Genomic DNA, 24,086 nt, shown 5'->3' with positions numbered 1-24,086 from the left:
TTGAGGGGAGTTGCACATGTCGCGTTCGACCATTATCCGTCACCCACTTTCGCGCCGTCAGGTGCTGAAAGGCAGCGCGGCGTTGGGGCTAGGTTCGGCTGCCGCCATGGGGTTGAGCCCCGCCTGGGCCACCCCCTGGGGCCACTCAAGCGTCTATTCCAAGGGCGTTGAAGAAGGGCCTGAGATAGCGCTGGCCATCCGCCGCGAAATCCTCCCGATTGACGGCAAGACGGCTAGTACCTTCAGCATTAACGGCACCAGCCCTGGCCCGCTGATCCGCTTGAAGGAAGGACAGGACGCGGTACTGCGCGTCACCAATCTGCTTGATGAACCGACCTCTATCCACTGGCACGGCTTGATTCTGCCTCCGGGAATGGACGGTGTGCCGGGGGTCAGCTTTGCCGGTATCGCTCCCGGGGAAACCTTCACCTACCGTATCCCGGTGCGCCAGAACGGCACTTACTGGTACCACAGCCACTCGGGCCTTCAGGAACAGGTGGGGCATGTGGGGCCACTGATTATCGACGCCGCCGAACGCGAACCCTTCCGCTACGACCGCGAGCATGTGCTGTTGCTGACAGACTGGACCTTTGAAGACCCCATGTCGGTGTTTCGCAACCTTAAAACCATGGAAGGCTATTACAACTTCCAGGAACGCACGATTGCCGATTTCTTCGCCGACGTGCGCCAAAACGGCTTGGAACAAACAGCCGAAATGCGTGGCATGTGGGCCAAGATGCGCATGAGCTCGAGGGATATTGCCGACGTTACCGGCAGCACTTACACCTATCTGCTCAACGGCCATTCCCCCGAGGAAAACTGGACCGCGCTGTTCAAGGCCGGGGAGCGCATTCGGCTGCGGGTGATTAACGGATCGGCCATGTCCTACTTCGACGTGCGTATTCCCGGGCTGAAAATGACCGTGGTGGCCGCCGACGGGCAGCCGGTACAGCCCGTGCCCGTGGATGAGTTTCGCATCGGCGTTGCCGAGACCTACGACGTCCTGGTGTCACCCGAAGACGATCAGGCGTATACGATTTTCGCCGAATCTATGGATCGCAGCGGCTACGCCCGCGCCACCCTGGCCCCTCGCGAAGGCATGCAGGCGGAAATTCCCGAGCGACGTCAGATTGCCGACCGGGGCATGGAGGCGATGAGCGTCCACATGGACGGTATGGATCATTCGGGCATGTCCAATATGGAGGGCATGGATCACTCCAACATGTCAGCTAGTGAAATGGAGGCCATGGGCCACGGTGATATGCAAGGCATGGATCACTCAGGCATGTCTGATAGTGAAATGCAGGGCATGGCAAGTGAACGGGCCAAAACCCGCGAAAACGGCATGCTGGCGGCAGGCGAGGCCCAGCCGGGATCGCGCTACGGCCAGGCGGGTATTGGTATTAACCCCGACGAGCGCCGCGTGCTGGTTTACCGCGACCTAAAAGCGTTTACCCCTTGGCCCGACCGCCGCGAGCCCGGCCGCGAGCTTGAGCTGCACCTCACCGGCAACATGGAGCGCTACATTTGGTCGTTCGACGGCAAGAAGTTCAGCGAGGTCTCCGGCCCCATCCACTTTGAAAAGGACGAGCGCCTGCGCCTGATCCTGGTCAACGACACCATGATGGAACACCCCATTCACCTGCACGGTATGTGGATGGAGCTGGAAAACGGACAGGGCGAGCTGATTCCGCGCAAGCACACCCTGAATGTGAAACCCGGCGAGCGCGTCTCGGCGTTGATCACGGCCGACGCCGAAGGCAGCTGGGCCTTCCACTGTCACCTGCTTTATCACATGGATGCCGGCATGTTCCGCGTTGTTCAGGTTTCTTAAGGAGGCATTTATGCAGATCAAGCATTTCCTAACCGCTGCCAGCGCGGCGCTCATGGTGGCCACTATGGCAACGGCCAACGCCGACGACGGCTACGACGCCCCAGACAGTTGGCCCGCGCCCATGCAGGAACACAATATGGGCATGGGCCTGTTCGACCGCCTTGAGTACAGCGTGCCCGATAAAGGCCAAGACGCCGTAGTCTGGGACTTCCAAGGCTGGTACGGTGGTGACGTCAACCGCGTGTACGTGAAGTCGGAAGGCGAGAACGTCCAGGGCGACGGCGAAGACGCCGAGTTTGAATCGCTTGAACTGCTCTACAGCCGCCTGGTCGCCGACTTTTGGGAGCTACAGGGCGGTATAGGCTACCAGGGCGGCGTGTTTTCCGATGACCACGCCGAGCGCACCTACGCGGTGGTCGGCCTGCAAGGCGTGATGCCTTACGGTATCGAAACGGACGTCGCCCTGCAGCTGAGCGACGACGGCGACGTGGCGGCCAGCTTCGAGGGCGAATACGACCTGCGCCTGACCCAGCGACTCTACCTGCAACCACGCACGGAAATTGCTGTAGCTGCCAGTGAAGTCGATGAGTTTGGTGTGGGCGAAGGCCTGAACTCGGTGCGTGTGGGCCTTCGATTAGGCTACGAAGTGACTCGCCGCATAGCACCTTACGTGGGCGCTTACTGGCAAAAAGTGTATGGCGATACCGCCGACCTTTCTCGTGCCAGCGGCGACAGTACTGAAGACACCGGCGTCGTCGCGGGCGTCAAGCTGATGTTCTGAACCTGCCGTCAACCCCCTGCGTTAAACCGCCTTCACTAACGCCCCAACGGTGTAACGACGCCGCTGGGGCGTTATTCATGTTAATCTCCGGTGGTTTTCAGCGTGCAATTTTCTGCCCATCGCCCCAGCGACCCATCACCACGCCAGCGCTACTGTCAGTACAGCTGTTTTTTACCATGAATAATGGGTTGACCGTATTTAGATGCTATTCAATATCTTGCCCGATCCTCAAACCCTGAATGCCGTGCAGGGGGAGCACTCCGCCTCGCTGGTATTGCTCTCATGGCTTGTGGCGCTGGCGGCATCCTACGCGGGCCTGGATATCATCAAGCTGGTGAGCAAAGGATCTCAACCGGCATGGCGCCGGGCATGGCTCTGGGCTGGGGCCAGTGCCATGGGGCTGGGCGTTTGGAGCATGCACTTTATCGGCATGCATGCCTACCGGCTAGATTTTCCGGTTAGCCACGCACCGGTGCCTACCTTACTGTCGATTATTCCCGCCATACTGGGCAGCTTTAGCGCCATGTGGGTGCTTTCCCGTGATGCCCCATCGCATCGCGCCCTGCTGTTAGCCGGGCTAGCCCTCGGGGCGGGTATCGGGGTGATGCACTATAGCGGCATGGCCGCAATGCGCGCACCGGCCGAGCTGTATCACGTTCTGGATCTTTTCCTGGTATCGCTGCTCGTCGCGATTGGCCTGGGTATGTTGAGCGTTTACGCCTATCGGCTCTGCCAGCATGAGTGGGGCATGCAGCGCGCCAGAACCTGCGCCTTCATTGCCGCACTGTGCGTATCCATTGCGGTATGTGGCATGCATTATGTCGCTATGCAGGCCGCCTGGTTTTTACCCTTGCCAGATGCCACTCCGTCTATATCACCCGCTTCCCACTGGATCATTTTCCTGATCGGCGGCGTGGGGGTTCTGACCGCCCTGCTCGCTTTGATAGCGGCCAGTGTGCAAAGGCGGCTTCAGGCCAGCGAGCGCCATGAACACATGACCCACACCCGTCTGCTGGAAGTCGTCTCCTCGCTTCAGGATAGTGTGATCCTGCTCGACGAACAGGCCCGCATTCGCCTGTGTAACGCGTCGTTTGAACGCCAGGTAGGGCTGCGTTCAGATCAATTGATGGGGCTGTCCGTATCACAGCTTGCCTACGCCGAGGATAGCCACACGCTGAGTCAGCACATCCGCCGAGCATTGGATAAAAAAGGCCAGTGGGGTGGGATGATCACTGCCCTACGGTCGGACGGTAACGGGTTCCCGGCGTGGCTGAGCGTGAGCCGGGTCACCTATGCGGATAGCGACGACCGCGATTATGTCGCGCTCTTAAGCGATCGTTCGGAAGAGCAGCAAGCCCAGCAGCGAATTCGTTACCTCGCCTATCACGACATGCTCACCGAGCTTCCCAACCGCCGGGCACTACAGGAACATTTAGCCGGATTCGCCAGACAACACCCATCGCCCGACGCGCATGCCTTCCTGGCGCTGCTCGATATTGACCGCTTCAAGATGCTCAACGACAGCCTGGGCCAGGACATTGGCGATGAACTGTTACGGCAACTGGGCAGGCGACTGCAGCAATGGTCGGGAGCCCGGCTGTACGTGGCACGCCTGGATGGCAACGAGTTCGCGCTGGTCGGCGAGCTTGCCTCCCGCGACCCCGCCGGTATCGAGCGCGAAGCACAGCGGCAAATCAACGCGATGCAGGCCTCGTTGACGGCTGATTATCAGCTCCAGGGCCACACCTATCCATGCCGACTCAACGTGGGGGTGCTCGTTTTCTGCCCTCACGAAGACCTACCTGCCGCGCAGCTGTTCAAGCGGGCGGGCCTGGCACTGCTGGAAGCCAAGCGCCAGCGGGACGGGGAGGCCCAGTTCTTTCAGCAGGCGCAAGAAGATGAACTGGAAGATCGCTTAACCCTTGAACGTGAACTGAAACACGCCATTGACCACGACGAACTATGTCTCCATCTACAGCCCCAGGTGGATGCCCATCGGCAGGTGATTGGCGCCGAGGCGCTGGTGCGCTGGCAACACCCGGAACGCGGCATGATCTCACCGGGACGCTTTATTCCCATCGCGGAAGAGACGGGGCTCATTCTGCCGCTGGGCCACTGGGTGTTGAAGGAAGGCTGTCGTCTGCTGGGAGAGTGGCGCCATCAGCCCGCCTGTTGTCATTTGAAACTGTCGTTGAACGTCAGCGTTCGTCAGTTTCAGCAGCCCGATTTTGCCGATCAAGTGCTGGCGGTCATCCAGCAGTATGATGCGCCTCCCGAGCGGTTGACGCTGGAGCTTACCGAGTCGCTGCTGCTGAGCGACCCCGATGGCACCATCTGCAAAATGCAGCAGCTGCAGCAAAGGGGTGTCAGCTTTGCGCTGGATGATTTCGGCACCGGCTATTCATCCCTTGCCTACCTCAAGCTGTTGCCGCTGGATACGCTGAAAATCGACATTACCTTCGTCAGGGATTTGACCCTGGACATGCAAGCCACCCCGATTGCCGCCACCATTGTGGCGCTCGCCGAGAGCCTGGGACTGGGGGTCATTGCCGAAGGGGTGGAAACCGAAGACCAGCGCCTGGTACTTGCCAACCTGGGTTGCCGTATTTACCAGGGATTCCTGTTTGGGCGACCCGTCCAGCCAGAAAGTTTCTCAAAAGCTATACAATGCCATCAAGATAAATAATACCAGTATCAATAATTGCGTATTTATATAACAAAAAGTTATTGCTTGGTTTTTTAAAGTTATCACAAGCTGCGTCGATAAATATCTTATCCCCCTGCACTGCTCCCCCTCCCCGAAAAGCAAGGATACGATAACAATGTCAGATGCATCCTTTTCAAACCATATTGCACGCACCGACCGGCTGATGTGGCTGCCGTTGGGCTTCGTCGCCTTTTTGTGCCTGGTTGTCGGTATCTTCACGCAAACGCTATGGCTGGCGGTGGTCGCAGCGGCCATAACCCTCCCGCTGACGTACCTCGTGCAGCGCCAATGGCACGGCCACATTATCAACGGTTTCGTCAAAGCCGCCGTTATGATGGCCTGGGCCGCCGTGTTGATCGAACAAAGCGGCGGGTTGATCGAGGCCCACTTCAGTATCTTTATCCTGCTCGCCGTATTGATTCTCTACAGCGATTGGCGGGTCATCGCGTTTGGCGGCCTGACGATTGCGCTACACCACGCGCTATTCACCTGGCTTCAATACCACGGCGTTGTCCAGCTCTACACCAGCATGGGCGATATGGACAACATGGCTAGCAGTGAGACCAGCCAGGGCGTCGCCGCCTTGGTCTACTGCTTACTGATGCACGGCGGTGCTGTCGTCGTCCAGGTCATTATCCTCGGCTACCTGGCCAAGGTATTGGAAAGCATGGTCAAAGAAGGCCTGCACGTGACGCGCTTTGCCGTGGCGGCGGGTGGCGGCAAGCTGGACATGGTCTTCAGTGATCAACAGCAGCAGCTACCCGCCGTCGCCGCGGTGGTCAACATGCGCGACCAGGTCGCCGAGAGCCTGCGTAAAACACAGAGCGCCGCGAGTCAGGTCGCCGATTACAGCCAGCAGCTGTTCGTTGCCCAGGAGCAGCTGCGCACGCAAACGGCGCGTAACAGCAGCCAGACCGAGCGCATCTCCACGTGCACCGCCGAGCTTGCCGCCACTACCCGTGAGACGGCGGAAGAATCCCAGCACATCCGCCGCCTGGCCGGCCATGCCGAAGAGATCGCACGCCAGAACGGCGCGCAGGTCGAAGAAATGCGCGAAATGATGCGCTTACTCAATCAGCACGCGGGCAAGATCCACGAAATGCTTAGCGAGATTGACAACATCACCTTCCAGACCAATTTGCTTGCGCTTAACGCGTCCGTGGAAGCCGCGCGCGCCGGTGAGCACGGGCAGGGGTTCGCGGTCGTGGCCAACGAAGTGCGTACGCTGTCGAAAAATACCCAGCACACCGCATCGCGGATTCGTCAAACCATCGCCGATACGACCGATCAGGTTTCCCTGGGCGTCAGCCAGACGTCCACTCTCGCTGAGACCACCCAGTCGCTGAGGCAAAGCTTTGAGCAAGTGGCAATGCGGCTGACCAATATGGACAACGCCGTTCAGCAACAGCATCAGGGCGTTGAAGAGTTGGAGCAAAGCGTCAACGAGATCTACAACGCTCTCGAGCTTTCCCGCGATGCGGTGGATAACTCGCACAGCATGGCCGAACAGCTGTCCGAGACCGCCGATGCCATGATGCAGGCCGTCAGTGGTTTCACCCTGCCGGCGACCGCCTCCTTGCCCAACACTCGTATGCTGGGCTCTCCGACCCAGGCTTAATACGGGGTGTCACACAACGGCTCCCTCACCCGGCGCCCATCAGATCGCCGGGTGGCGGCGTTTACCGGCGAAAACTTGACCTAAGGGCAACACCGGGTTCTAGGCTAGTGTTAGGAATTATGCCGATTCGCAACAAGGAGGCTGATCATGGCATCGACCACGCACACTACTGCCCGGGTATACCGTATGAAAACGGCGGAGCACATGTGCCCGTTCGGCTTGAAAACCGTCGACCTGCTCAAGCGCAAGGGCTTTGACGTCGACGACAACACCCTGACCTCGCGGGAGGAAATCGACGCTTTCAAGCAGCAGGAAAACGTCGATACAACACCCCAAGTGTACCTGGGCGACGAACGTATCGGTGGCTACGAAGAGCTGCGCGAATATCTGGGGATGAGCGTCCCTAACGCCAAAGAGACCACCTATCGCCCGGTGCTGGCCATCTTTGTCACCGCATTATTTATCGGCTTTGCCGTCAGCTGGGCTGCTCAGGGTACGTTATTCACGGCACGCATGCCGGAGTACGCCGTTGCCGCGGCAATGGTACTGCTGGGGCTGCAAAAGCTGCAGGACGTGGAAAGCTTCAGCAGCATGTTTCTCAACTACGACCTGCTCGCCCAGCGCTATGTCCCCTACAGCTACGTTTACCCCTACGCCGAAACGCTGGCGGGTTTGCTGATGCTGGCGGGCACGCTAATCTGGCTGGCCGCGCCGCTCGCGCTGTTTGTCGGCACCGTCGGGGCGGTATCGGTATTCAAGGCGGTCTACATCGACAAGCGCGAGCTCAAGTGCGCCTGCGTGGGCGGCAACAGCAACGTCCCGCTGGGCTTTGTATCGCTGACCGAAAACCTGGTCATGATGGGCATGGGCCTGTGGATGCCGCTGCGCATGCTGATCGGGTAATTAAGCCCCTTTTCGCCCAACGCTTGATCGGAGTCATGTCTTCGTTAAACGTTTTCAGGCTGCATTCAGATACATCATCCAGGCTATAGGCAAGGTGACTTAATTAACATCTGATCAGCGCGGTGAACTTGGCCGTGGCTGGCTCAGTAAAAGGAGTACTTGCCCATGGCTGATAAGGATAGAACGCCGCATTACGAAGAAGGGAGTCTTAGTTTAGTAGGCGCCGTTGCGCTGGGTACCGGCGTTATGATTGGGGCCGGTATCTTTGCGCTAACCGGCCAAATGGCCGAAATGACGGGCCGGTTGTTTCCCCTGGCTTTTCTGGCCGCTGCGGTCATCGTCGCATTTAGCGCGTATTCCTACGTCAAAATATCCAATACCTACCCCTCAGCGGGGGGCATTGGCATGTATTTGCAGAAAGCCTACGGCCCAACGCTGCCTACCGCCTTTCACGCCCTGCTGATGTATTTCTCGATGGTGATTGCGCAGAGCTTTCTGGCACGAACCTTTGGTTCTTATACCCTTGAGCTGGTTGATTTGGGCGACCGCTCGCTATTTGTTCCGCTACTGGGCGTCGGCTTGATACTAACGGCCTTCTTGATCAACTTGTCGGCGAACCGTTTGATCGAGACCGTCGCGTCGGTGCTGGGTGTCATCAAGATAGGCGGTATTGTGGTGTTCGGCATTGTCGGCGTGTTGATCGCCGACACCCTGGAAATGGGCTCAGGTGGCGATGCACCCGCGCCGACGATGACCGGCTTCTTAGGGGCTACGGCGCTTGGCATCCTGGCTTTTAAAGGCTTTACGACCATCACCAATAGCGGCTCTGAGCTTAAAGACCCCAAACGCAATGTCGGCAAGGCCATCACGATTTCAATTGCGCTTTGCGTGGTGATTTATGCGCTCGTCGGCTTTGCTGTTGCTAGCAACCTTTCCCTGCCTGAAATTATTGAAACTCAAGATTACTCACTGGCCGCCGCGGCCAGGCCCGCGCTCGGTGAAGCCGCGGTTGCGTTTACCGTCATCCTCGCCATGCTGGCCACGGCAGGTGGGATTATTGCCAGCGTCTTTGCTGTGTCACGCATGCTCGCCATGCTGACGGAGATGAAGCTGGTGCCACACCGCCATTTCCACATGCCCGGCAGCTTGCAGAAGCACACGTTGGTTTACACCGTCGTGCTAGGCTTAGTGCTTACAGCTTTTTTCGATTTAAGCCGCATCGCCGCACTCGGCATTATTTTTTATCTGATCATGGATATCGCCATTCACTGGGGCGTGCTGCGCCACCTCAAAGACAGGGTAGGGGTCAACCCGGTCATACCCAGCATCGCGATTCTTCTGGACGGTGTTGTGCTAATCGGCTTCATTTGGGTAAAAGCCATCTCAGACCCCTTGGTTCTTATCGTTGCCGGCGTGGTCATGGCCTGTCTTTTGCTCGGCGAATGGCTGTTTCTCGCCAAACACGACCCGTCAGAAGACAGTCATCATTCGCATACGCACTAACCCCAGCAGCCTACTAGGAGCGACTTACATGGACATTAAAACCTTTGGCGAGTTGATCGACTGGACGCGCCAGCTACACCAACACCTTGCTGACTGCCTTGCCCATTGTGCCAACGAACACGAAGAAGAGCGGGCTCGTATGCTGCTCAATTACCTCGCTTCCCATGAAGCCGAGATGCAGCGCGTTGTCGCTGGTTTTGAGGAACAGGCCGACAAAAAGGCCTTGAAAACCTATGTTTACGATTATCTAGAGCATCAGCCCATCCAAACGCACCGCACTTGCGACGCTCCCTATGCAACCCTTAGTTTTGACGACATTTGCCGCGAAGTATTTGATCTACATGAACAAACCATCAGCCTGTATCGGAGCCTAGACGGTAAAGCGGAAATTCCCGAGGCCAAAGAACTGGTAGAAGCGCTGTTGGCGCTGGAAGAACACGAAGCCATGCGCCTCGCTCGCCAAACGGGGAGAATGAGTGATGTCTGAAGCCCGCTCCGATCATCAGGTAAAAGATCCGGTTTGCGGCATGGATGTGGATCCCCACTCGACCGACCACCGCGCTAGTCATAAGGGCAAAACCTGGTACTTCTGCTCACAAAAATGCCAGGATACGTTTGTTGCCGAACCTGAGGCGTACCTAAGCGAACGCGCACCCTCAGCAGAGCCGGCTCCGCCGGGCACCATGTATACCTGCCCGATGCATCCGGAAATTCGCCAAGAAGGCCCTGGAGACTGCCCCATTTGCGGTATGTCACTAGAGCCCGAGACCGTGTCTGCGGACAACGGACCGTCGGACGAACTCAAGGACATGACCCGGCGTTTCTGGATTGGGCTGGCGCTCGCCCTGCCCGTGTTTGTGCTGGAAATGGGCGGCCACCTGATCGGGCTTAGCTATCTCATTTCCCAACAAACCTCTAACTGGATTCAACTGGTACTGGCAACGCCAGTGGTTGCCTGGGCAGGTTGGCCGTTCTTTGTGCGCGGATGGCGCTCTATTGTGCGGCACAGTCTCAACATGTTCACACTGATCGCCATCGGCACCGGGGCCGCACTGATTTACAGTCTGTTGGCCACTCTTGTGCCCGGCATTTTTCCCGATACCTTTCGCCAAGCCGACGGCTCGGTCGCGGTTTATTTTGAGGCGGCGGCGGTCATCGTCGTTCTGGTCTTACTTGGTCAAGTATTGGAGCTACGCGCTCGGGAAAAAACCTCCGGGGCAATCCGTGCCTTACTCGACCTGGCTCCCGCTACCGCAAGGCGGTTAGACGACCAGGGCAATGAGGAGGATGTGTCTCTCGATAACGTTCAGGTGGGGGATCGGTTGCGGGTGCGCCCAGGTGACAAAGTGCCATTGGACGGCGAAGTGCTGGAAGGCCGCTCGAATATCGATGAATCGATGGTTACTGGCGAGCCGCTGGCGGTGAAAAAATCAGCAGGCGATAGCGTTATCGGCGGCAGTATCAACGGCCAAGGATCCTTTGTCATGCGCGCCGACAAAGTGGGCCGCGACACCATGCTGTCACAAATTGTGCAAATGGTGGCCAGTGCGCAGCGCAGCCGCGCTCCCATTCAAGGGCTTGCCGATAAAGTCGCTAGCGTCTTTGTGCCCGCCGTTATTCTCATTGCTGTTGTGGCTTTCATTGCCTGGTCAGTGTGGGGCCCTGTACCGCCGATGGCGTTCGGGCTAATTGCGGCGGTTAGCGTTCTGATTATCGCCTGCCCCTGTGCACTGGGGCTCGCCACTCCTATGTCGATTATGGTGGGTGTGGGACGTGGTGCCCAGTTAGGCGTATTGATTCGCGATGCCGAAGCACTTGAACGCATGGAAAAGGTAGACACCGTCGTTGTCGACAAAACCGGCACGCTCACTGAAGGCAAGCCGCGGGTGACCGAACTGGTGCCCACCGAAGGCATCGCTGAAGCGGAACTGCTGCGCCTGGCGGCCAGTCTAGAGCGCGGTAGCGAACATCCTTTGGCCCATGCGATTATCGAGAAGGCTAAGCAGTCAGACGTTAAAGTGACCGAAGCATCAGACTTTGAAGCCCCCAACGGCAAGGGCGTAATCGGCCAGGTTGATGGCCAGCGTGTGGCCCTTGGCAACCGGCTGTTGATGGAAAGCGAAGGCGTTGACACCCAGTCTCAAGACGCCCACGCCGATCAATTGCGTGGCGACAGTGCCACGGTCATTTTTGCCAGTGTCGACGGGCGCTTAGCCGGACTTCTCGCCATCGCCGATCCTGTTAAGGAAACCACCGAAGAAGCCATCAGGTCTCTGCAGGCCGACGGCATTCGCATGGTAATGCTGACAGGGGATAATCGAACCTCTGCCGAGGCCGTCGGCCGCCGACTGGGCATTGACGAGATTGAAGCCGAAGTTCTTCCGGAAGATAAAGGCCGAGTGATTCAGCGGCTGCGCGATGAAGGCCGCATCGTGGTTATGGCGGGCGACGGCGTGAACGACGCCCCAGCGCTTGCGACGGCGGATGTAGGTATTGCCATGGGTACCGGCACCGATGTAGCGATAGAAAGCGCCGGGATAACTCTGCTGCGAGGCGAACTTACCGGCATTGCAACAGCGCACCAGCTTTCCAAAGCCACTATGCGCAACATTCGCCAGAATCTGTTTTTTGCCTTTGCCTACAACGCGGCGGGCGTTCCCATTGCTGCCGGGATTCTGTACCCATTCACTGACATCCTTTTGTCGCCGATTATCGCAGCCGCGGCGATGTCGCTATCCTCAGTGAGCGTTATTGGCAACGCATTACGATTACGCATGACGAAGCTGCGTTAGCAACGTCACCACCCCCAGCGCCAGCCAACCTGCCATAAGCAGCAGTCCACCGATGGGGGTCACGATACCCAAATTAAGGCCCGCTAGCGCCATTAGATAGAGCGAGCCTGAGAAGCACACAATGCCCAGCCCCCACAGCGCCAATACCCAGCGCTGACCGGCAAACGGCTGCACCTGGCGCCACACCAGGACGATCATCATGGCAAGCGTGTGCCAGGCTTGGTAACGTACGCCAGTTTCAACAGCGCTCACCATAGCCTCGGTTGTTCGCGCTGACAGGCCGTGGGCTGCATAGGCACCCAGCATCACCATCATGGCGCCCGAAAGCGCCGCGATACACCACCACATTTTCTCTGTTCGTTGCACGTTGCTCTCCGACGCCACGTCTCTGCCCCCCCATTTTCGTTTACGTCCATCGTGCTGATTACACCCATGGCGTACCTTGAACGACTCGAAACCGCTACAATAGAAGATGATTCGCCTTACTCGTTTTGTTACCACACCACGGGACGCGCCTAGTTTATGTCTACCTCGAATGAGTCGATACACCTTACGCTCAACGGTAAACCCCATTCCCTTGCCGCTGATGCCACGGCCGCTGACCTTGTGGAACAGCTAGGCCTGAGCGGACGTCGTATCGCTGTGGAAATCAACGAGCAGATTGTGCCCAAAAGCCAGCTCGCTGATACCCATTTGACCAGCGGCGACCAAATAGAAGTCGTCCATGCCATTGGCGGCGGCTAAACCGTTTTTATCCGCTTGCGCTTTATCAAGGAATCGCTATGACGTCACTGACCGATACCCCGTTTAACATTGCCGGACGCCACTTCAGCTCCCGCTTGTTGGTCGGCACCGGCAAATACAAAGACTTTACCGAAACCGGTGCTGCCGTTGAGCAAAGCGGTGCCGAGATTGTCACTTTTGCCGTGCGTCGCACCAACCTTGGCCAAGAGACTGATGCGCCCAACCTGCTGGACGTCATTTCGCCCAAGCGCTACACCCTGCTACCCAATACCGCTGGCTGTTACACCGCCAAGGACGCCGTGCGCACCTGCCGCCTGGCCCGCGAGCTGCTTGACGGCCATAACCTGGTTAAGCTGGAAGTGCTCGGCGATGACACCACGCTGTACCCCAACGTTGTCGAAACGCTCAAGGCCGCCGAAACGCTGCTCGAAGACGGTTTTGACGTGATGGTGTATACCAGCGATGACCCCATTGTGGCACGCGAGCTGGAAGCCATGGGCTGCTGCGCCATCATGCCGCTGGGCTCGTTGATTGGCTCGGGCCACGGCATTCAAAACCCACACAATATACGCTTAATCGTTGAACAAAGCCGCGTCCCGGTGCTCGTGGATGCGGGCATTGGCACAGCATCAGACGCGGCCATGGCCATGGAGCTGGGCTGCGACGGCGTATTGCTGAATAGCGCGATCGCCCACGCCCGTGATCCACTGCGTATGGCCAACGCCATGAAGCTCGCCGTTGAAGCCGGCCGTGATGCGTTTTTATCAGGCCGAATGCCACGCCGCCAAAGCGCAGACCCCTCGACCCCCTTTGCAGACCGCATTAACGGTTAATCACCTTTCAAGAGACACCATGACAGCACCCAACGATACGGGGCCCGAAAGCCCCGATGCCCCATTGCACCGCCGGGGCATCAAAAGCTATGTGATTCGTGCCGGGCGTATGACCCAGGCGCAACAGCGTGGCCTAGAAGAGGTATGGCCACGCCTTGGGCTGACACTGGCCGATGGTCGCCAAGACCTGGATGCCCTGTTTGGTCGCCAAGCGCCACGCGTGGTCGAAATTGGCTTTGGCATGGGTAACTCGCTGATTGAGCAGGCCGAAAACCATCCGGATACCGACTTTATCGGTATTGAAGTCCACGCCCCTGGCGTCGGCAAACTGCTTGACGAGGTCGATAAACGCGGCCTCACCAATCTGCGAGTGTATCGCGAGGATGCGCTAGCGGTGTTGGAACAGTGTCTACCGGAAGGCTCGCTGACCACGTTGCAGCTGTTCTTCCCCGACCCCTGGCCGAAGAAGAAACACCACAAGCGGCGTATTGTTCAGCCCGCCTTTGTGGAGCTGATTCGCACGCACCTAAAACCCGGTGGCACGCTGCATATGGCAACTGACTGGGAAGCCTATGCCGAATGGATGGCCGAGGTAATGGAGGCAGCCCCCGGCTATGAGAACACCGCCAGCACCACCACGGCCCCTTACGTGCCACGACCGGATTTTCGCCCGCTAACCAAGTTCGAGGCGCGCGGCGAAAAACTCGGCCACGGCGTATGGGATTTGATTTACCAGCGTTGTGACTAGTCCGCTCTATTCAAAGGCTGTTAGGTCAAAGCTCTCGCTTTCCACTACCTCGCTATACCAAGTGTTAAGCGCCGGGAAGCGGTTTGGCCAATCAAACGCGGGTAAGCGAAAGCTGATATAGGCCAGCGCCACGGCGACCACAATCGACCCCAGCGTTCGCTCGGTCTTACCTGCCAGCACGCTGGGGTGCGTATTGAGCGTCGCCAGCGTGCGTTCAATGGCCTTCAAACGGCGGCTACCCAGCAGCGTCAAGTCCACCTCATTGCCGCCGTGCTTACGACCAATCACCACGTTGAACGCGGCGTCCATCAAGCCCTGCCCCAACCCTGTCAACGCCAAGGTATCCGTCAAGGCGTCGTGGGCAAGCAACGCCGGCCCCTCCCCTTGAGCATCCAGGTAGAGCGCAATCAACACCGACTCGGTCAACACCTCGCCGTCGTCGGTGACCAGCGTCGGAATACGGCTCAGCGGGTTTATCTGCAACAGCTCACTATCGGCTGCCCAGGGGTCGCACCAGCAAAGCTCGGTGCGCTCGATCAACTTTTTCTCGTAAAGGCAGATACGTGCCACACGGGCGTAGGGGGACGTCGCATTAAGGTATAGCTGCATAAAGGTCTCCAAAGAGTGAGCGAATCGGCATGCTGGGCTACTTCTGATTATCGTAAACGACCTGATGCATTGTCCCACTGCCACTTTCGAAGGTATCAATATTCTCTAGGTGGTCATGGCAAAGGTTGTCTGCCGCCCGTCGCGCATCAAAAAGCTCAACGAGTAGCGTTCTACCGTATTACTCCTGAAGTGGTTCTATCGGTTCCCACTCGGAGCGATTGGCCAGAAACTCCGGCCTGGGGCGGTTGCCGCAGTAAGGGGCATGAAGTGTGTTTTCAACACTGTTGTAAACAAAGAACAGGTTACTTCTCGGCCAGCAGGACATGTTGATATTGGAACCGTGCATGGTGTTGCTTTCGAAAATCACCAGGGATCCGGCTGGGCCCTTGGGCGCTTCAATATCGTGCTCCAACATTAGCTCGCGCAGGCTGCTTGCTGGCGGTACTCCCACCTCTTGGCTTTTGAGCGACTCCTTGTAGTTATTCTCCGGGGTACGTCCCACGCAGGGCACAAAGTAGCGGTGCGAACCGGGAATCAGCATTAGAGGCCCATTAAATTCCCCGTTATCAGTGAGCACGATGGAACAGCTCAGTGCACGCATGCGCGGCATGCCATCTTCGCTATGCCACGTCTCGAAATCCGAGTGCCATTCAAAGCCCTTTCCTTTGAAGCCTGGCTTATAGTTGATCCGTGACTGATGAATATAGACGTCGCTACCGAGTAGCTGTTTGACGATTGCCAGCAACCTGGGATCCCGAGTCAGGCGTTGAAAACGCTCTGAAACATCGTGGATACCAAAAATGGTTCGTATCTCTTCACGTCCCGGCTCAAGGATCGTTCCTTCGGAGAGCTTCAGGTCGGCATCGTCTTCGTACTCACGCAGTTCCTGAAGAAAAACCTGCATATCATCAGCATCGTAAAAGCCTTCAAAGGAGAGGAACCCCTTTCTCTCGTACTCATCGATTTGCGACTTATCCAACGGCCCCTTGGCAAGCTGTGTTTCATCGCCGTATACCACTGGGTCGATGCGCTCGAACATTCCCAGCTTTCGTTCCAAGCGAGTAGGGAAAAGGTCTTGGGTATCACTCATGGCAAACTCCTCCATTAGCATGCGTGGTCATAAGCGCCTTAGACGCTACTTATAAAACGTAGACGCCAAAATGCGGCCCATCAACGGCGCCTTCGCCGCTTCAGCCCGGCGCTATCATTAACGCATTGAAAAACAGCTGCTAATCGAGGAAATAAGCGGAAAAGGGTCAGTATGGGCAGAAGGAGACGGGCAGAGAGCAGGCAAAAGAAAGCCGCTCCAAAGGAGCGGCAAAAAGACCGTGACTAGCAATGAGAGGGAGAAACCATGACAGGCAGCTGGTGATGATGCTTTACCCAGCCTTTGTCGTGGTTGCCGACGTCTCATCAAACGCCGACCCTCACAATGTAATAATTCTCATTTACTCTGTCAACACAAATACGAATCTTTTTTATTTATTTCTAAAGCGGGCAATCGCAACGGTCCGTCGTCAGGCTTGGCACCCAGCTGCACAAACGTCGTGCGTCTTCGTTAGCGGAGATCAACGAAAACCACTGTCGCCTGCCAGAAAAAAAGAAAGCCGCTCCAAAGGGAGCGGCAAAAGACCGTGACTAGCAATGAGAAGGAGAAACCATGACAGGAAACAGGCGCTGCTTTGTTACCAAGCCGCACCAAGCAGCTGTCGTGGTTGTCGACGTCTCATTAAACGCCGACCCTTGCAATGTAATAATTCTCATTTAGCCTGTCAACACAAATGCGAATACTTTTTATTTATTTTTAAACGCTGGCAATAGAAAAGTTCGTCGTCAGGCTTGCCGATCAGTAATGATTGCCACTTGCCAGGTGCTTGTTGAGCGCCAGGTAGTCACGACTCGTGGAGGCGTCGGCCCTGAAAAAGGTATGCTGGAGCATAGCTTCTCTCTCCTCCATCAGTGCCTGAGCGGCGCACATGTGCTCGGCCATGATCGCGCTCGCCTCTTCGGTTTGCTGGTGCCGCATTGCTTCTATCAATCGCCGCTGGTAACCGTGACCACGGCGGCGAAGTTCGGGATAGGGGTGCGAGTAGATGCGCTGGCAGACGGTCATGCTCATCAGCAGGCGGATCGGAAAGCGGCACATTAGGGCGAGCAGGGGGTTGGGGCAGTGATCCACCAACAGCAGATGGAACTCCAACTCTTTGATACGCTGTTCCCGCTCCTCTTCCAGGGAATTCGGTGGGTGGTCATAAAAGGCCATCACCGCTTCCAGCTTTGCAAGGTCATTTTCCGTTAGCTGGCCGGTCAAGCTCGCTACTAAGGCGGGCTCAAGCTGCTTTCTGACTTCGTAGATATCGTAAATAGTCGGTGGTCGGAAAAAGAAGTAGTTCCCGAGCAGCTCCATCGCACGATTATCACTGACCTCTGAAAGAAAGGCACCGCCACCGGGGCCGGTGCGCGTCTGGATCAAACCTTGGAACTCCAGGCCGCGCATCGCTTCGCGAATGGTGCCCTTGGCAGCGTCCAGAGCGTTGATTAAATGTTCCTCGCTGGGTAGACGATCGCCGGGACGCAGTGCCTGGGCAACCACATACTCCTTGATGGCTTCTCCTATCGCTTCGGGGCGCTTACGACGTGGGGTGGTTGACGTCATTCGTTGGCTGTCTCGTTGACTTCTTGGGTGTCTAGGCGTCGCCATGGCCCTTCGATGGGGTGGTGACAGGCAACTCGATGGTCACCTCTTTGTCCCAGCGTGTCCAGCAATGGTACTGCTTGACGGCAATCGGGTTCAGCCTTCGGGCAGCGCGGAGCGAAAGAGCAGCCTGGTGGCGGGGCAAGCGGATCAGGCAGCTCGGACTCACCAGATTCTGCACGGATAGGCGGCCCACCTGGGACAGGAGCACTGTCCAGCAACAGACGCGTGTAAGGATGCGCCGGTGAGTGAAATAGGCGGCGGGACGGTGCCTGCTCAATGATGCGTCCAAAGTACATTACCGCAATACGATCACTGATGGCTTCCACCACCGAAAGATCGTGACTGATGAACAGGTAGGTAAGGTCGAACTCGTCTTTCAGTCGGCGCAAAAGCTTTAGCACCTGGGCCTGGATGGAAACGTCCAGCGCCGAGACCGGTTCGTCGAGTACCAGCAGCTTAGGTTCGGCGGCCAGCGCTCTGGCGATGCCAATACGCTGGGCCTGGCCCCCGGAAAATTCGTGAGGGTACCGGGAAATGAACTCAGGGCGCAGATTGACCACCTCCATCAGCTCGCTGAGGCGGCGATCCAGGGCTGTTCCTTCCAGTCCGCGAAGATGCCGAAGCGGCGCCGCCAGGATGTCGCGGATACGCTTGCGTGGATTGAGTGAACTCAGTGGATCCTGAAACACGTACTGCAGCCGCCGTGAAAGAGCATACCGGTCTTTTTTACGCAGTGCCTGAAGATCTTCCCCAGCGAAAAGGATTTGGCCGGCAGTTGGAGTATCGAGTCCGACTAACAGCCTGGCCAAGCTAGACTTGCCGCATCCGGATTCGCCGACGATGCCCAGTGTCTCGCCTTGCGCTACGTCCAAATCGATTCCCTGGATAGCATGCACACCAGGTATGTCGTGGCCAAACCAGCGTCGGCCACCACCGAAGGTTCGGGTAAGACCGCGAATCTCGAGGAGGGGCTTGCTCATTGCATAACTCCTTGGCGAGTTGGAAGGCCCAGCGGTTTAATGCAGCGCACTTGGCGGTCACTATCCGTGGCTCTTAATGCGATATCACCACGGAGACAGGCGTCCTCGGCGAGATCACAACGGTCAGCAAATGCGCAGCCTTCCGGTAAGGCGTCGGCAGCGGGCGGCAGGCCGGGGATGGCGGCTGGTTCGTTGTTGGGCTCTCCCAGACGCGGCACGCAGTCGATCAGTCGCTGAGTATAGGGGTGGCGCGGGTCGTCGAGAATGTCGGCAGTTGGACCGATTTCCACGATGCGACCGGCGTACATGACAGCGACACGATCGCAGACTTGAGAAACCACACCGAAGTCGTGGGTGATAAATAGCACCGACGTGCCCTTGGTCTCACGTAGGTTTTGAATCAGCGCCAGGATTTGTGCCTGGACGGTGACGTCCAGCGCCGTGGTGGGTTCGTCGGCAACGATCAGCTGCGGATTATTGGCCAGCGCCATGGCGATGCCGACACGTTGGCGCATGCCCCCGGAGAGCTCGTGCGGGTACTGGTCGGCGCGCCGCTCGGCGTTTGGGATACGCACCTGATCCAACAGCGAGACAGCAAGTTCCCGGGCCTCCTGCCGTGGTATCGCCTGGTGCTGTTGGATTGCCTCAATCAACTGGTGACCGACTCGGAATAAAGGGTGCAGGGTGGAGAGCGGGTCTTGGAAAACATAGGCCACGTTGCGCCCTCGAATCCGGCGGATCGAACGATGCGGCAAGTCGAGCAAGTCTCGCCCCTCCAGGGCGATGCGCCCCTCGGTGATCACCCCCGGTGGCGACGCGACAAGACCCAGCAATGAAAGAGCCGTGACCGACTTGCCGGAGCCTGATTCACCGACCAAACCCAGGCACTCGTTGTGCCTGATAGTAAAGCTAACGCCGTTAACGGCGCGGTGTGTGCGCCGCCCCACTTCGAAATGGGTGTGCAAATCCTGCACGTCTAGCAGGGCGTTAGCGGCCGAGCCATTTTCAGGCGGCACCTGACGACGGCGAATATGCGTGAAGGGGGCCGGCCGCGATAAGGCACCTGATTTTAGCCTGGGATCTAGGGCATCGCGAATGCCATCTCCCAGCAGGTTGATGCTCATCACCAGCAAAAAGATCACCAGGCCGGGCAAAACGGCTACATGGGGGGCGTTAAGCATCATTCTGCGCCCCTCGCCAAGCATCGAGCCCAAGTCAGCCTGGGGCGGCTGGGCCCCAAGGCCAAGGAAACTGAGGCCAGCCGTTTCGAGGATCATCCAGCCAACGGTGGTGGACATGGTGATCACGATGACCGGCAGCACGTTGGGTAAAATCTCGCTGGCCAGGATACGGATGTGGCCCTTGCCGGAGAGTCGAGCAGCATCAATGAACTCGCGGTGGGCAATGCCAACGGTGACGCCACGGATATTACGGGCGAAAAAGGGGATATTGACGATAGCAATGGCATAGAGTGCGTTCATCAGCCCCGGGCCTAATACCGCGACAATGGCCAGCGCGAGTAGGATATAGGGAAAGGCCATTAGCATGTCGATACCACGCATCATGGTGTTATCGGTGCGTCCGCCGAAGTATCCGGCAACGATGCCTATTAGCGAGCCGAAAAAGGCCGCCACCAAGGAGGCGGCAATGCCTACGGCCAAGCTGACGCGTGTTCCCCACAAGAGACGCGATAGGATATCGCGCCCCAGGGCGTCAGTGCCAAGCAGGTGACCCGCTGACAGGGGGGGCTTCAGCCGGTTTTCAGGGCTGGTAATGTTGGGATCGTCCAGCGGGAGCCAGGGGGTGATCAGGCACAGCAATACGAGCAGCACCAGCATTATACCGCCGAAAGCGGCCAGTCGGTTGCGGGCGATAAGCCTGATGAAGTTCGTCATGCCTGGATCCTCGGGTCGAGCCAGTGCTGGAACAGATCGGCCATCAGGTTGAATAGCACATAAGCGGCGGCCACCACCAGCACACCGCCTTGGACCAGCAACAAATCCCGGGTAGAGATGGCGTTGACCAGCATGCGACCGATGCCGGGCCACTGGAAGACCGTCTCAATGTAAACGGCACCGCCGATGACGAAGCCTGCCTGTACACCTATTACCGGGATCAGGTTGACCAGAGCCACCTTGAAGGCGTGGCGTAGCACCACGCGGTGCTCGCCGAGCCCCTTGGCGCGGGCCGTGCGAATATAATCCTGGCGCAGAACTTCCAGCATATTGGAGCGTGTCAGCCTGGCAATCACCCCGGCAGCTACCACGGCCAGTGCGATGGCTGGCAACACCAAGTGATGCAGTACATCCAGAATCCCACCGCCGCCGTAGGCCGCTGTCATGCCGCTGGCCGGAAACCAGCGAAGGCCCACCGAAAAGTACATAATCATCAGCATGCCGAGCCAGAAGGCTGGCACCGAAATACCTACCAAAACCAGCAGAGTGATGATCCTGTCGCCCCAGCCGTATTGTCGAATAGCCGAAACGATACCGGCAGTAACACCGACAATCGTGCACAGCACCAGCGATGTGCCAGCGAGGATCAGAGTGGCGCTGAATCGCTCAAGTACCTCGTCGAGCACAGGCCGGTTGAGCGTGTAGGAGCGACCGAGGTCTCCCTGCAGGATGTTGCCTAGCCACACAAGATACTGTTGGGGCAAGGGCAGATTGAGGCCGAGGTCGGCGCGCAGTTGTTCAAGATTTTCTGGTGTCGCATAGGAGCCCAGAATGGCTTGGGCCGGGTCGCCTGGGATTAGCGACATGATCAAGAAGACGATGACCGAGAGCCCAAGCAGTACTGGAAAGGTCATCAGCAGACGGCGCAGTGTATAGCGGATCATGTTAACGGTGTCCGAATCAGGTGTTTCGGCGACACGGCTTATGCCGTGCCGCCAGCGGTCGGATTATCGTTTTTCGACGTCGTGGAGTAGCAGAAAGAAGGATGGCTGCAGCTGGAAGTTCTCGACATTGGCGCTGGCCACTGCGTTTTGCTTCCAGTTGGCAATGAAAGCCCAGGGGGCATCTTCGTGGACGATGGCTTGCATCTCGCGATAGAGGGCAGCGCGCTCATCCTGATCCACACTGCGTCGAGCCTGCTCAAGCAGTTCATCGACCTTGGCGTTGCTGTAATAGCCGGAATTGAAGCCACCGCTTTCTGGCATGGCATCACTACGCAAAGCGAGGAAGGGGAGCGTGTCGGGATCGTTCGTCATCCAGGCCATCTGAGCCATATCGGCCTTGCCTTCCAACCCTGAGTTGACGCGATCCAAGAAGGTATTCCACTCGTAGGTCTCAATGTTGACCTCAAGTCCCACCTCGGCGAGATCAGCTTGAATGGCGGTTCCCATCGGGATGGGATCCAGCATGCCTGAACCGCCTTCGGTGACGTAGAAGGTTAGCTCTGCGCCTTCGTAACCGGCGTCTGAAATTAGCTCACGCGCCTTTTCCGGGTCATAGGGGTATGGGTCGAGTTCTTCATTGTAGGCCCATTCAAAGGCCGGGGGGGTGGGGCCCGCAGCCACTTCAGCGGTGCCTTGAAGGACATTTTCGACGAGAGATTGTTTGTCGATGGCGAAGTTGATGGCTTGGCGCATAGACTGATTCTCGAAGGGGCCCTCTCGCGTGTTGAGGATCAGAAACCAGACGTGAGGGCCGGCCTGTTCATAGACGTCGAAAGTCGTTTCCGAGGCCATGCTGGCGAGGTTGTCCGGTGGCACCTCCACCATCAGGTCGATGCCGCCGGAGAGCATCTCGGCGACCCTTGTGTTGGCATCAGTGATGGGGCGGAAGACGACGGCTTCAAGCGAAGGCGCTCCGTCCCAGTATTGCTCGTTGCGCGTCACCACCACGCGGCTGTTGCTCTGCCACTCCTCGAACTGGAAGGGGCCAGTGCCTGAGGGATTACGCGCGATCTCTTCTCCGTACTGCTCGATTGCGGCCGGAGAGACGATGAGGCCAGTCGGGTAGGCCAGATTGGAGAGAAAAGGCGCATAGGGCTCTTCCAGTTGGAAGGTGACCTCATGATCGCCAGTGGCCTCCACTGAATCAATGGCATCGAAGAAGAAAGCGAGCGGGAAGGGGCCGGTATCGTGATAGGGGTGCTCCTCATCGAGCATTCGCTCGAAGTTGAACACGACGGCCTCAGCGTTGAATGCGCTGCCGTCATGGAAATTGACGTCGTCGCGCAGGGTGAACGTATAGACGGTGCCGTCATCGCTGATCGTCCACTCACTGGCTAGGGAAGGCTCAACCTCCAGAGAGCCATCGGCGTAGCGCACCAAGCCGTCATAGAGGTTCATCACGATACGGAAATCATTGACCGCAGTGACTTGAGCCGGGTCGAGCGCCTTGGGCTCGGCGATTTGCCCCACGATCAGCACATTGGGGGGCGTCTGAGCCAGGGCGTGGCTAGCGGCGACTAGAGCGGTAGTGACCAGGGTGGAGAGCAGCCAGCGATGTGTTCCCGAAGATTTGAGTGTCATGGTTTGCCTCTTCAATTGAGTTTTTGGTTGTTCGCTGGCGAATTGCCAAGAGCAAGCGATAGCGAGTACGCTTGCTCTCATTTATATTTATCATGATAAATTACCCTTTAGGTATGGCACACAGAAGCTGACCATGCAAGCCAGCTAGGGTGACATACGGAGAATCCCATGACCTTTAGCCTGATTGCTTTGGATCCCGACAATGGCTGCCTCGGGATGGCTTGCGCTACTGGTAGCCCCGCGGTCGGTGGTTTCGTGCTCCATCTGTGGCCCGGCGTGGGTGCCGCCATTACTCAGGGGTACAGTACCCACGTGCTGGCGGCTGAGCAGGGACTGGCACGCCTTGCAATAGGCGAGTCCGTGCACACAGTGGTGTCGGCCCTGCGCCAGGCCGACCAGGGTGCCAGCTGGCGTCAGTTAGCGATCATGGATGTTCAAGGGAGCGTTGCCGGCTGGACCGGCGAATGCAATCTACCGTTTATGGATATGCATCTCGTTGACGGATTGGTGGTGGCTGGCAACATGCTTGCCAGTAACCGCGTGGTGCCCGTCATGGTTACGGCTTTCCATGAGGCTAGATCCCGAGGTGAACCTATGGCTGAGTCGCTGTTGGCCTCGTTGGCCGCTGGCCGGGCCGAAGGGGGAGATCAGCGAGGTGCCGTTTCGGCGGCTTTGAAGGTTAGATGCCCTGGCGGCGTGCCCTACGACCTGCGCATCGATAATGATGCGGAGGCAGTGTTAGCGCTGGAGCGCTTGCATCGCCAAATTCGCGGGGATCAGGATTTTCAGACCTTTCTGGCACGCCTGCCGGATGCTACAGACCCTCACCGTCATTAGGCTTCGATCACTCAGAGGA

General features: G+C 57.9%; 20 protein-coding genes. 12 read left to right on the top strand and 8 right to left on the bottom strand.

Annotated features, from left to right (window positions below; translation table 11 throughout):
* Nucleotides 1-16: 16 nt before the first annotated feature.
* The 8 genes from BLR97_RS01165 (at nucleotide 17) to BLR97_RS01130 (ending at nucleotide 12,138) form a co-directional block, all read left to right on the top strand.
* Complete coding sequence (locus BLR97_RS01165; protein WP_089701642.1) at nucleotides 17-1,834, top strand: copper resistance system multicopper oxidase; 1,818 nt, start codon at nucleotides 17-19, stop codon at nucleotides 1,832-1,834.
* 10 nt (nucleotides 1,835-1,844) lie between these two features.
* Nucleotides 1,845-2,615, top strand: a complete 771-nt coding sequence (locus tag BLR97_RS01160; protein WP_089701640.1) for a copper resistance protein B — start codon at nucleotides 1,845-1,847, stop codon at nucleotides 2,613-2,615.
* Nucleotides 2,616-2,817: 202 nt separating this feature from the next.
* Entirely contained in the window at nucleotides 2,818-5,301 is a 2,484-nt protein-coding gene (locus tag BLR97_RS01155; RefSeq protein WP_089701638.1) for an EAL domain-containing protein, read from the top strand.
* A 136-nt stretch (nucleotides 5,302-5,437) separates the two neighbouring features.
* Nucleotides 5,438-6,940 carry a methyl-accepting chemotaxis protein gene (locus BLR97_RS01150; protein WP_089701636.1) on the top strand — a complete coding sequence of 501 codons (1,503 nt, stop codon included), beginning with the start codon at nucleotides 5,438-5,440 and terminating at the stop codon, nucleotides 6,938-6,940.
* 147 nt (nucleotides 6,941-7,087) lie between these two features.
* The gene (locus BLR97_RS01145) at nucleotides 7,088-7,843 is read left to right on the top strand and encodes a MauE/DoxX family redox-associated membrane protein (protein WP_211605018.1); all 756 of its coding nucleotides are present in this window, start codon (nucleotides 7,088-7,090) and stop codon (nucleotides 7,841-7,843) included.
* Between the two features lie 165 nt (nucleotides 7,844-8,008).
* Complete coding sequence (locus BLR97_RS01140) at nucleotides 8,009-9,346, top strand: APC family permease (RefSeq protein ID WP_089701635.1); 1,338 nt, start codon at nucleotides 8,009-8,011, stop codon at nucleotides 9,344-9,346.
* A gap of 28 nt (nucleotides 9,347-9,374) precedes the next feature.
* Nucleotides 9,375-9,833, top strand: a complete 459-nt coding sequence (locus tag BLR97_RS01135; protein WP_089701633.1) for an ATPase — start codon at nucleotides 9,375-9,377, stop codon at nucleotides 9,831-9,833.
* On the top strand, nucleotides 9,826-12,138 hold the full coding sequence (locus BLR97_RS01130; protein WP_089701631.1) for a heavy metal translocating P-type ATPase: 2,313 nt from the start codon (nucleotides 9,826-9,828) through the stop codon (nucleotides 12,136-12,138). Before BLR97_RS01135 ends, BLR97_RS01130 begins: the two co-directional genes overlap by 8 nt.
* Here BLR97_RS01130 and BLR97_RS01125 read toward each other — a convergent pair.
* Nucleotides 12,115-12,504, bottom strand: coding sequence for a DUF423 domain-containing protein (locus tag BLR97_RS01125; RefSeq protein ID WP_089701629.1), 390 nt, complete (start codon nucleotides 12,502-12,504; stop codon nucleotides 12,115-12,117). The genes BLR97_RS01130 and BLR97_RS01125 overlap by 24 nt on opposite strands.
* A 156-nt stretch (nucleotides 12,505-12,660) precedes the next feature.
* On the opposite strand from BLR97_RS01125, the gene thiS reads away from it, so the two are divergent.
* Genes thiS through trmB form a run of 3 tightly spaced genes read left to right on the top strand, consistent with a single transcriptional unit; the run spans nucleotide 12,661 to nucleotide 14,463 of the window.
* Complete coding sequence (gene thiS, locus BLR97_RS01120; protein ID WP_089701627.1) at nucleotides 12,661-12,882, top strand: sulfur carrier protein ThiS; 222 nt, start codon at nucleotides 12,661-12,663, stop codon at nucleotides 12,880-12,882.
* Nucleotides 12,883-12,920: 38 nt separating this feature from the next.
* Nucleotides 12,921-13,715: a thiazole synthase gene (locus tag BLR97_RS01115; protein ID WP_089701625.1), complete on the top strand. Its 795-nt coding sequence runs from the start codon at nucleotides 12,921-12,923 to the stop codon at nucleotides 13,713-13,715.
* A gap of 19 nt (nucleotides 13,716-13,734) precedes the next feature.
* Entirely contained in the window at nucleotides 13,735-14,463 is a 729-nt protein-coding gene (trmB, locus tag BLR97_RS01110; protein ID WP_089701622.1) for a tRNA (guanosine(46)-N7)-methyltransferase TrmB, read from the top strand.
* A 6-nt stretch (nucleotides 14,464-14,469) separates the two neighbouring features.
* Here trmB and BLR97_RS01105 read toward each other — a convergent pair whose 3' ends face one another.
* The 7 genes from BLR97_RS01105 to BLR97_RS01075 all read right to left on the bottom strand — a co-directional run bounded on the left by BLR97_RS01105 (nucleotide 14,470) and on the right by BLR97_RS01075 (nucleotide 23,230).
* On the bottom strand, nucleotides 14,470-15,072 hold the full coding sequence (locus BLR97_RS01105) for a glutathione S-transferase family protein (protein ID WP_089701620.1): 603 nt from the start codon (nucleotides 15,070-15,072) through the stop codon (nucleotides 14,470-14,472).
* Nucleotides 15,073-15,250: 178 nt separating this feature from the next.
* The gene (gene thpD, locus BLR97_RS01100) at nucleotides 15,251-16,162 is read right to left on the bottom strand and encodes an ectoine hydroxylase (protein WP_089701619.1); all 912 of its coding nucleotides are present in this window, start codon (nucleotides 16,160-16,162) and stop codon (nucleotides 15,251-15,253) included.
* Nucleotides 16,163-16,918: 756 nt separating this feature from the next.
* Nucleotides 16,919-17,728: a FadR/GntR family transcriptional regulator gene (locus BLR97_RS01095; protein ID WP_089701617.1), complete on the bottom strand. Its 810-nt coding sequence runs from the start codon at nucleotides 17,726-17,728 to the stop codon at nucleotides 16,919-16,921.
* Nucleotides 17,725-18,750, bottom strand: a complete 1,026-nt coding sequence (locus tag BLR97_RS01090; protein WP_089701615.1) for an ABC transporter ATP-binding protein — start codon at nucleotides 18,748-18,750, stop codon at nucleotides 17,725-17,727. Before BLR97_RS01090 ends, BLR97_RS01095 begins: the two co-directional genes overlap by 4 nt.
* Entirely contained in the window at nucleotides 18,747-20,645 is a 1,899-nt protein-coding gene (locus tag BLR97_RS01085; RefSeq protein ID WP_089701613.1) for a dipeptide/oligopeptide/nickel ABC transporter permease/ATP-binding protein, read from the bottom strand. Before BLR97_RS01085 ends, BLR97_RS01090 begins: the two co-directional genes overlap by 4 nt.
* Nucleotides 20,642-21,589 (bottom strand): ABC transporter permease, encoded by a 948-nt coding sequence (locus BLR97_RS01080; protein ID WP_089701611.1) that lies wholly within the window; start codon nucleotides 21,587-21,589, stop codon nucleotides 20,642-20,644. The genes BLR97_RS01085 and BLR97_RS01080 overlap by 4 nt, the downstream gene beginning before the upstream one ends.
* 63 nt (nucleotides 21,590-21,652) lie before the next feature.
* The gene (locus BLR97_RS01075) at nucleotides 21,653-23,230 is read right to left on the bottom strand and encodes an ABC transporter substrate-binding protein (protein ID WP_089701608.1); all 1,578 of its coding nucleotides are present in this window, start codon (nucleotides 23,228-23,230) and stop codon (nucleotides 21,653-21,655) included.
* Nucleotides 23,231-23,398: 168 nt separating this feature from the next.
* Between BLR97_RS01075 and BLR97_RS01070 the strand changes: the two genes are divergently transcribed.
* A complete protein-coding gene (locus BLR97_RS01070) occupies nucleotides 23,399-24,067 on the top strand; it encodes a DUF1028 domain-containing protein (protein WP_089701606.1) in 669 nt (222 codons plus the stop codon).
* The last annotated feature ends 19 nt before the right edge of the window (nucleotides 24,068-24,086 follow it).

It is taken from the genome of Vreelandella arcis, from assembly GCF_900103865.1.
Taxonomy (GTDB): domain Bacteria; phylum Pseudomonadota; class Gammaproteobacteria; order Pseudomonadales; family Halomonadaceae; genus Vreelandella; species Vreelandella arcis.
The sequence above is the reverse complement of the archived record's forward strand: the minus strand, read 5'-3'. Positions and strand labels throughout refer to the sequence as shown.

Bases quoted from the DNA above. Each gene is read 5' to 3' on its own strand.
- BLR97_RS01165 (WP_089701642.1), top strand. From the start codon at position 17: ATGTCGCGTTCGACCATTATCCGTCACCCACTTTCGCGCCGTCAGGTG.
- BLR97_RS01160 (WP_089701640.1), top strand. From the start codon at position 1,845: ATGCAGATCAAGCATTTCCTAACCGCTGCCAGCGCGGCGCTCATGGTG.
- BLR97_RS01155 (WP_089701638.1), top strand. From the start codon at position 2,818: ATGCTATTCAATATCTTGCCCGATCCTCAAACCCTGAATGCCGTGCAG.
- BLR97_RS01150 (WP_089701636.1), top strand. From the start codon at position 5,438: ATGTCAGATGCATCCTTTTCAAACCATATTGCACGCACCGACCGGCTG.
- BLR97_RS01145 (WP_211605018.1), top strand. From the start codon at position 7,088: ATGGCATCGACCACGCACACTACTGCCCGGGTATACCGTATGAAAACG.
- BLR97_RS01140 (WP_089701635.1), top strand. From the start codon at position 8,009: ATGGCTGATAAGGATAGAACGCCGCATTACGAAGAAGGGAGTCTTAGT.
- BLR97_RS01135 (WP_089701633.1), top strand. From the start codon at position 9,375: ATGGACATTAAAACCTTTGGCGAGTTGATCGACTGGACGCGCCAGCTA.
- BLR97_RS01130 (WP_089701631.1), top strand. From the start codon at position 9,826: ATGTCTGAAGCCCGCTCCGATCATCAGGTAAAAGATCCGGTTTGCGGC.
- thiS (WP_089701627.1), top strand. From the start codon at position 12,661: ATGTCTACCTCGAATGAGTCGATACACCTTACGCTCAACGGTAAACCC.
- BLR97_RS01115 (WP_089701625.1), top strand. From the start codon at position 12,921: ATGACGTCACTGACCGATACCCCGTTTAACATTGCCGGACGCCACTTC.
- trmB (WP_089701622.1), top strand. From the start codon at position 13,735: ATGACAGCACCCAACGATACGGGGCCCGAAAGCCCCGATGCCCCATTG.
- BLR97_RS01105 (WP_089701620.1), bottom strand. From the start codon at position 15,072: ATGCAGCTATACCTTAATGCGACGTCCCCCTACGCCCGTGTGGCACGT.
- thpD (WP_089701619.1), bottom strand. From the start codon at position 16,162: ATGAGTGATACCCAAGACCTTTTCCCTACTCGCTTGGAACGAAAGCTG.
- BLR97_RS01095 (WP_089701617.1), bottom strand. From the start codon at position 17,728: ATGACGTCAACCACCCCACGTCGTAAGCGCCCCGAAGCGATAGGAGAA.
- BLR97_RS01090 (WP_089701615.1), bottom strand. From the start codon at position 18,750: ATGAGCAAGCCCCTCCTCGAGATTCGCGGTCTTACCCGAACCTTCGGT.
- BLR97_RS01085 (WP_089701613.1), bottom strand. From the start codon at position 20,645: ATGACGAACTTCATCAGGCTTATCGCCCGCAACCGACTGGCCGCTTTC.
- BLR97_RS01080 (WP_089701611.1), bottom strand. From the start codon at position 21,589: ATGATCCGCTATACACTGCGCCGTCTGCTGATGACCTTTCCAGTACTG.
- BLR97_RS01075 (WP_089701608.1), bottom strand. From the start codon at position 23,230: ATGACACTCAAATCTTCGGGAACACATCGCTGGCTGCTCTCCACCCTG.
- BLR97_RS01070 (WP_089701606.1), top strand. From the start codon at position 23,399: ATGACCTTTAGCCTGATTGCTTTGGATCCCGACAATGGCTGCCTCGGG.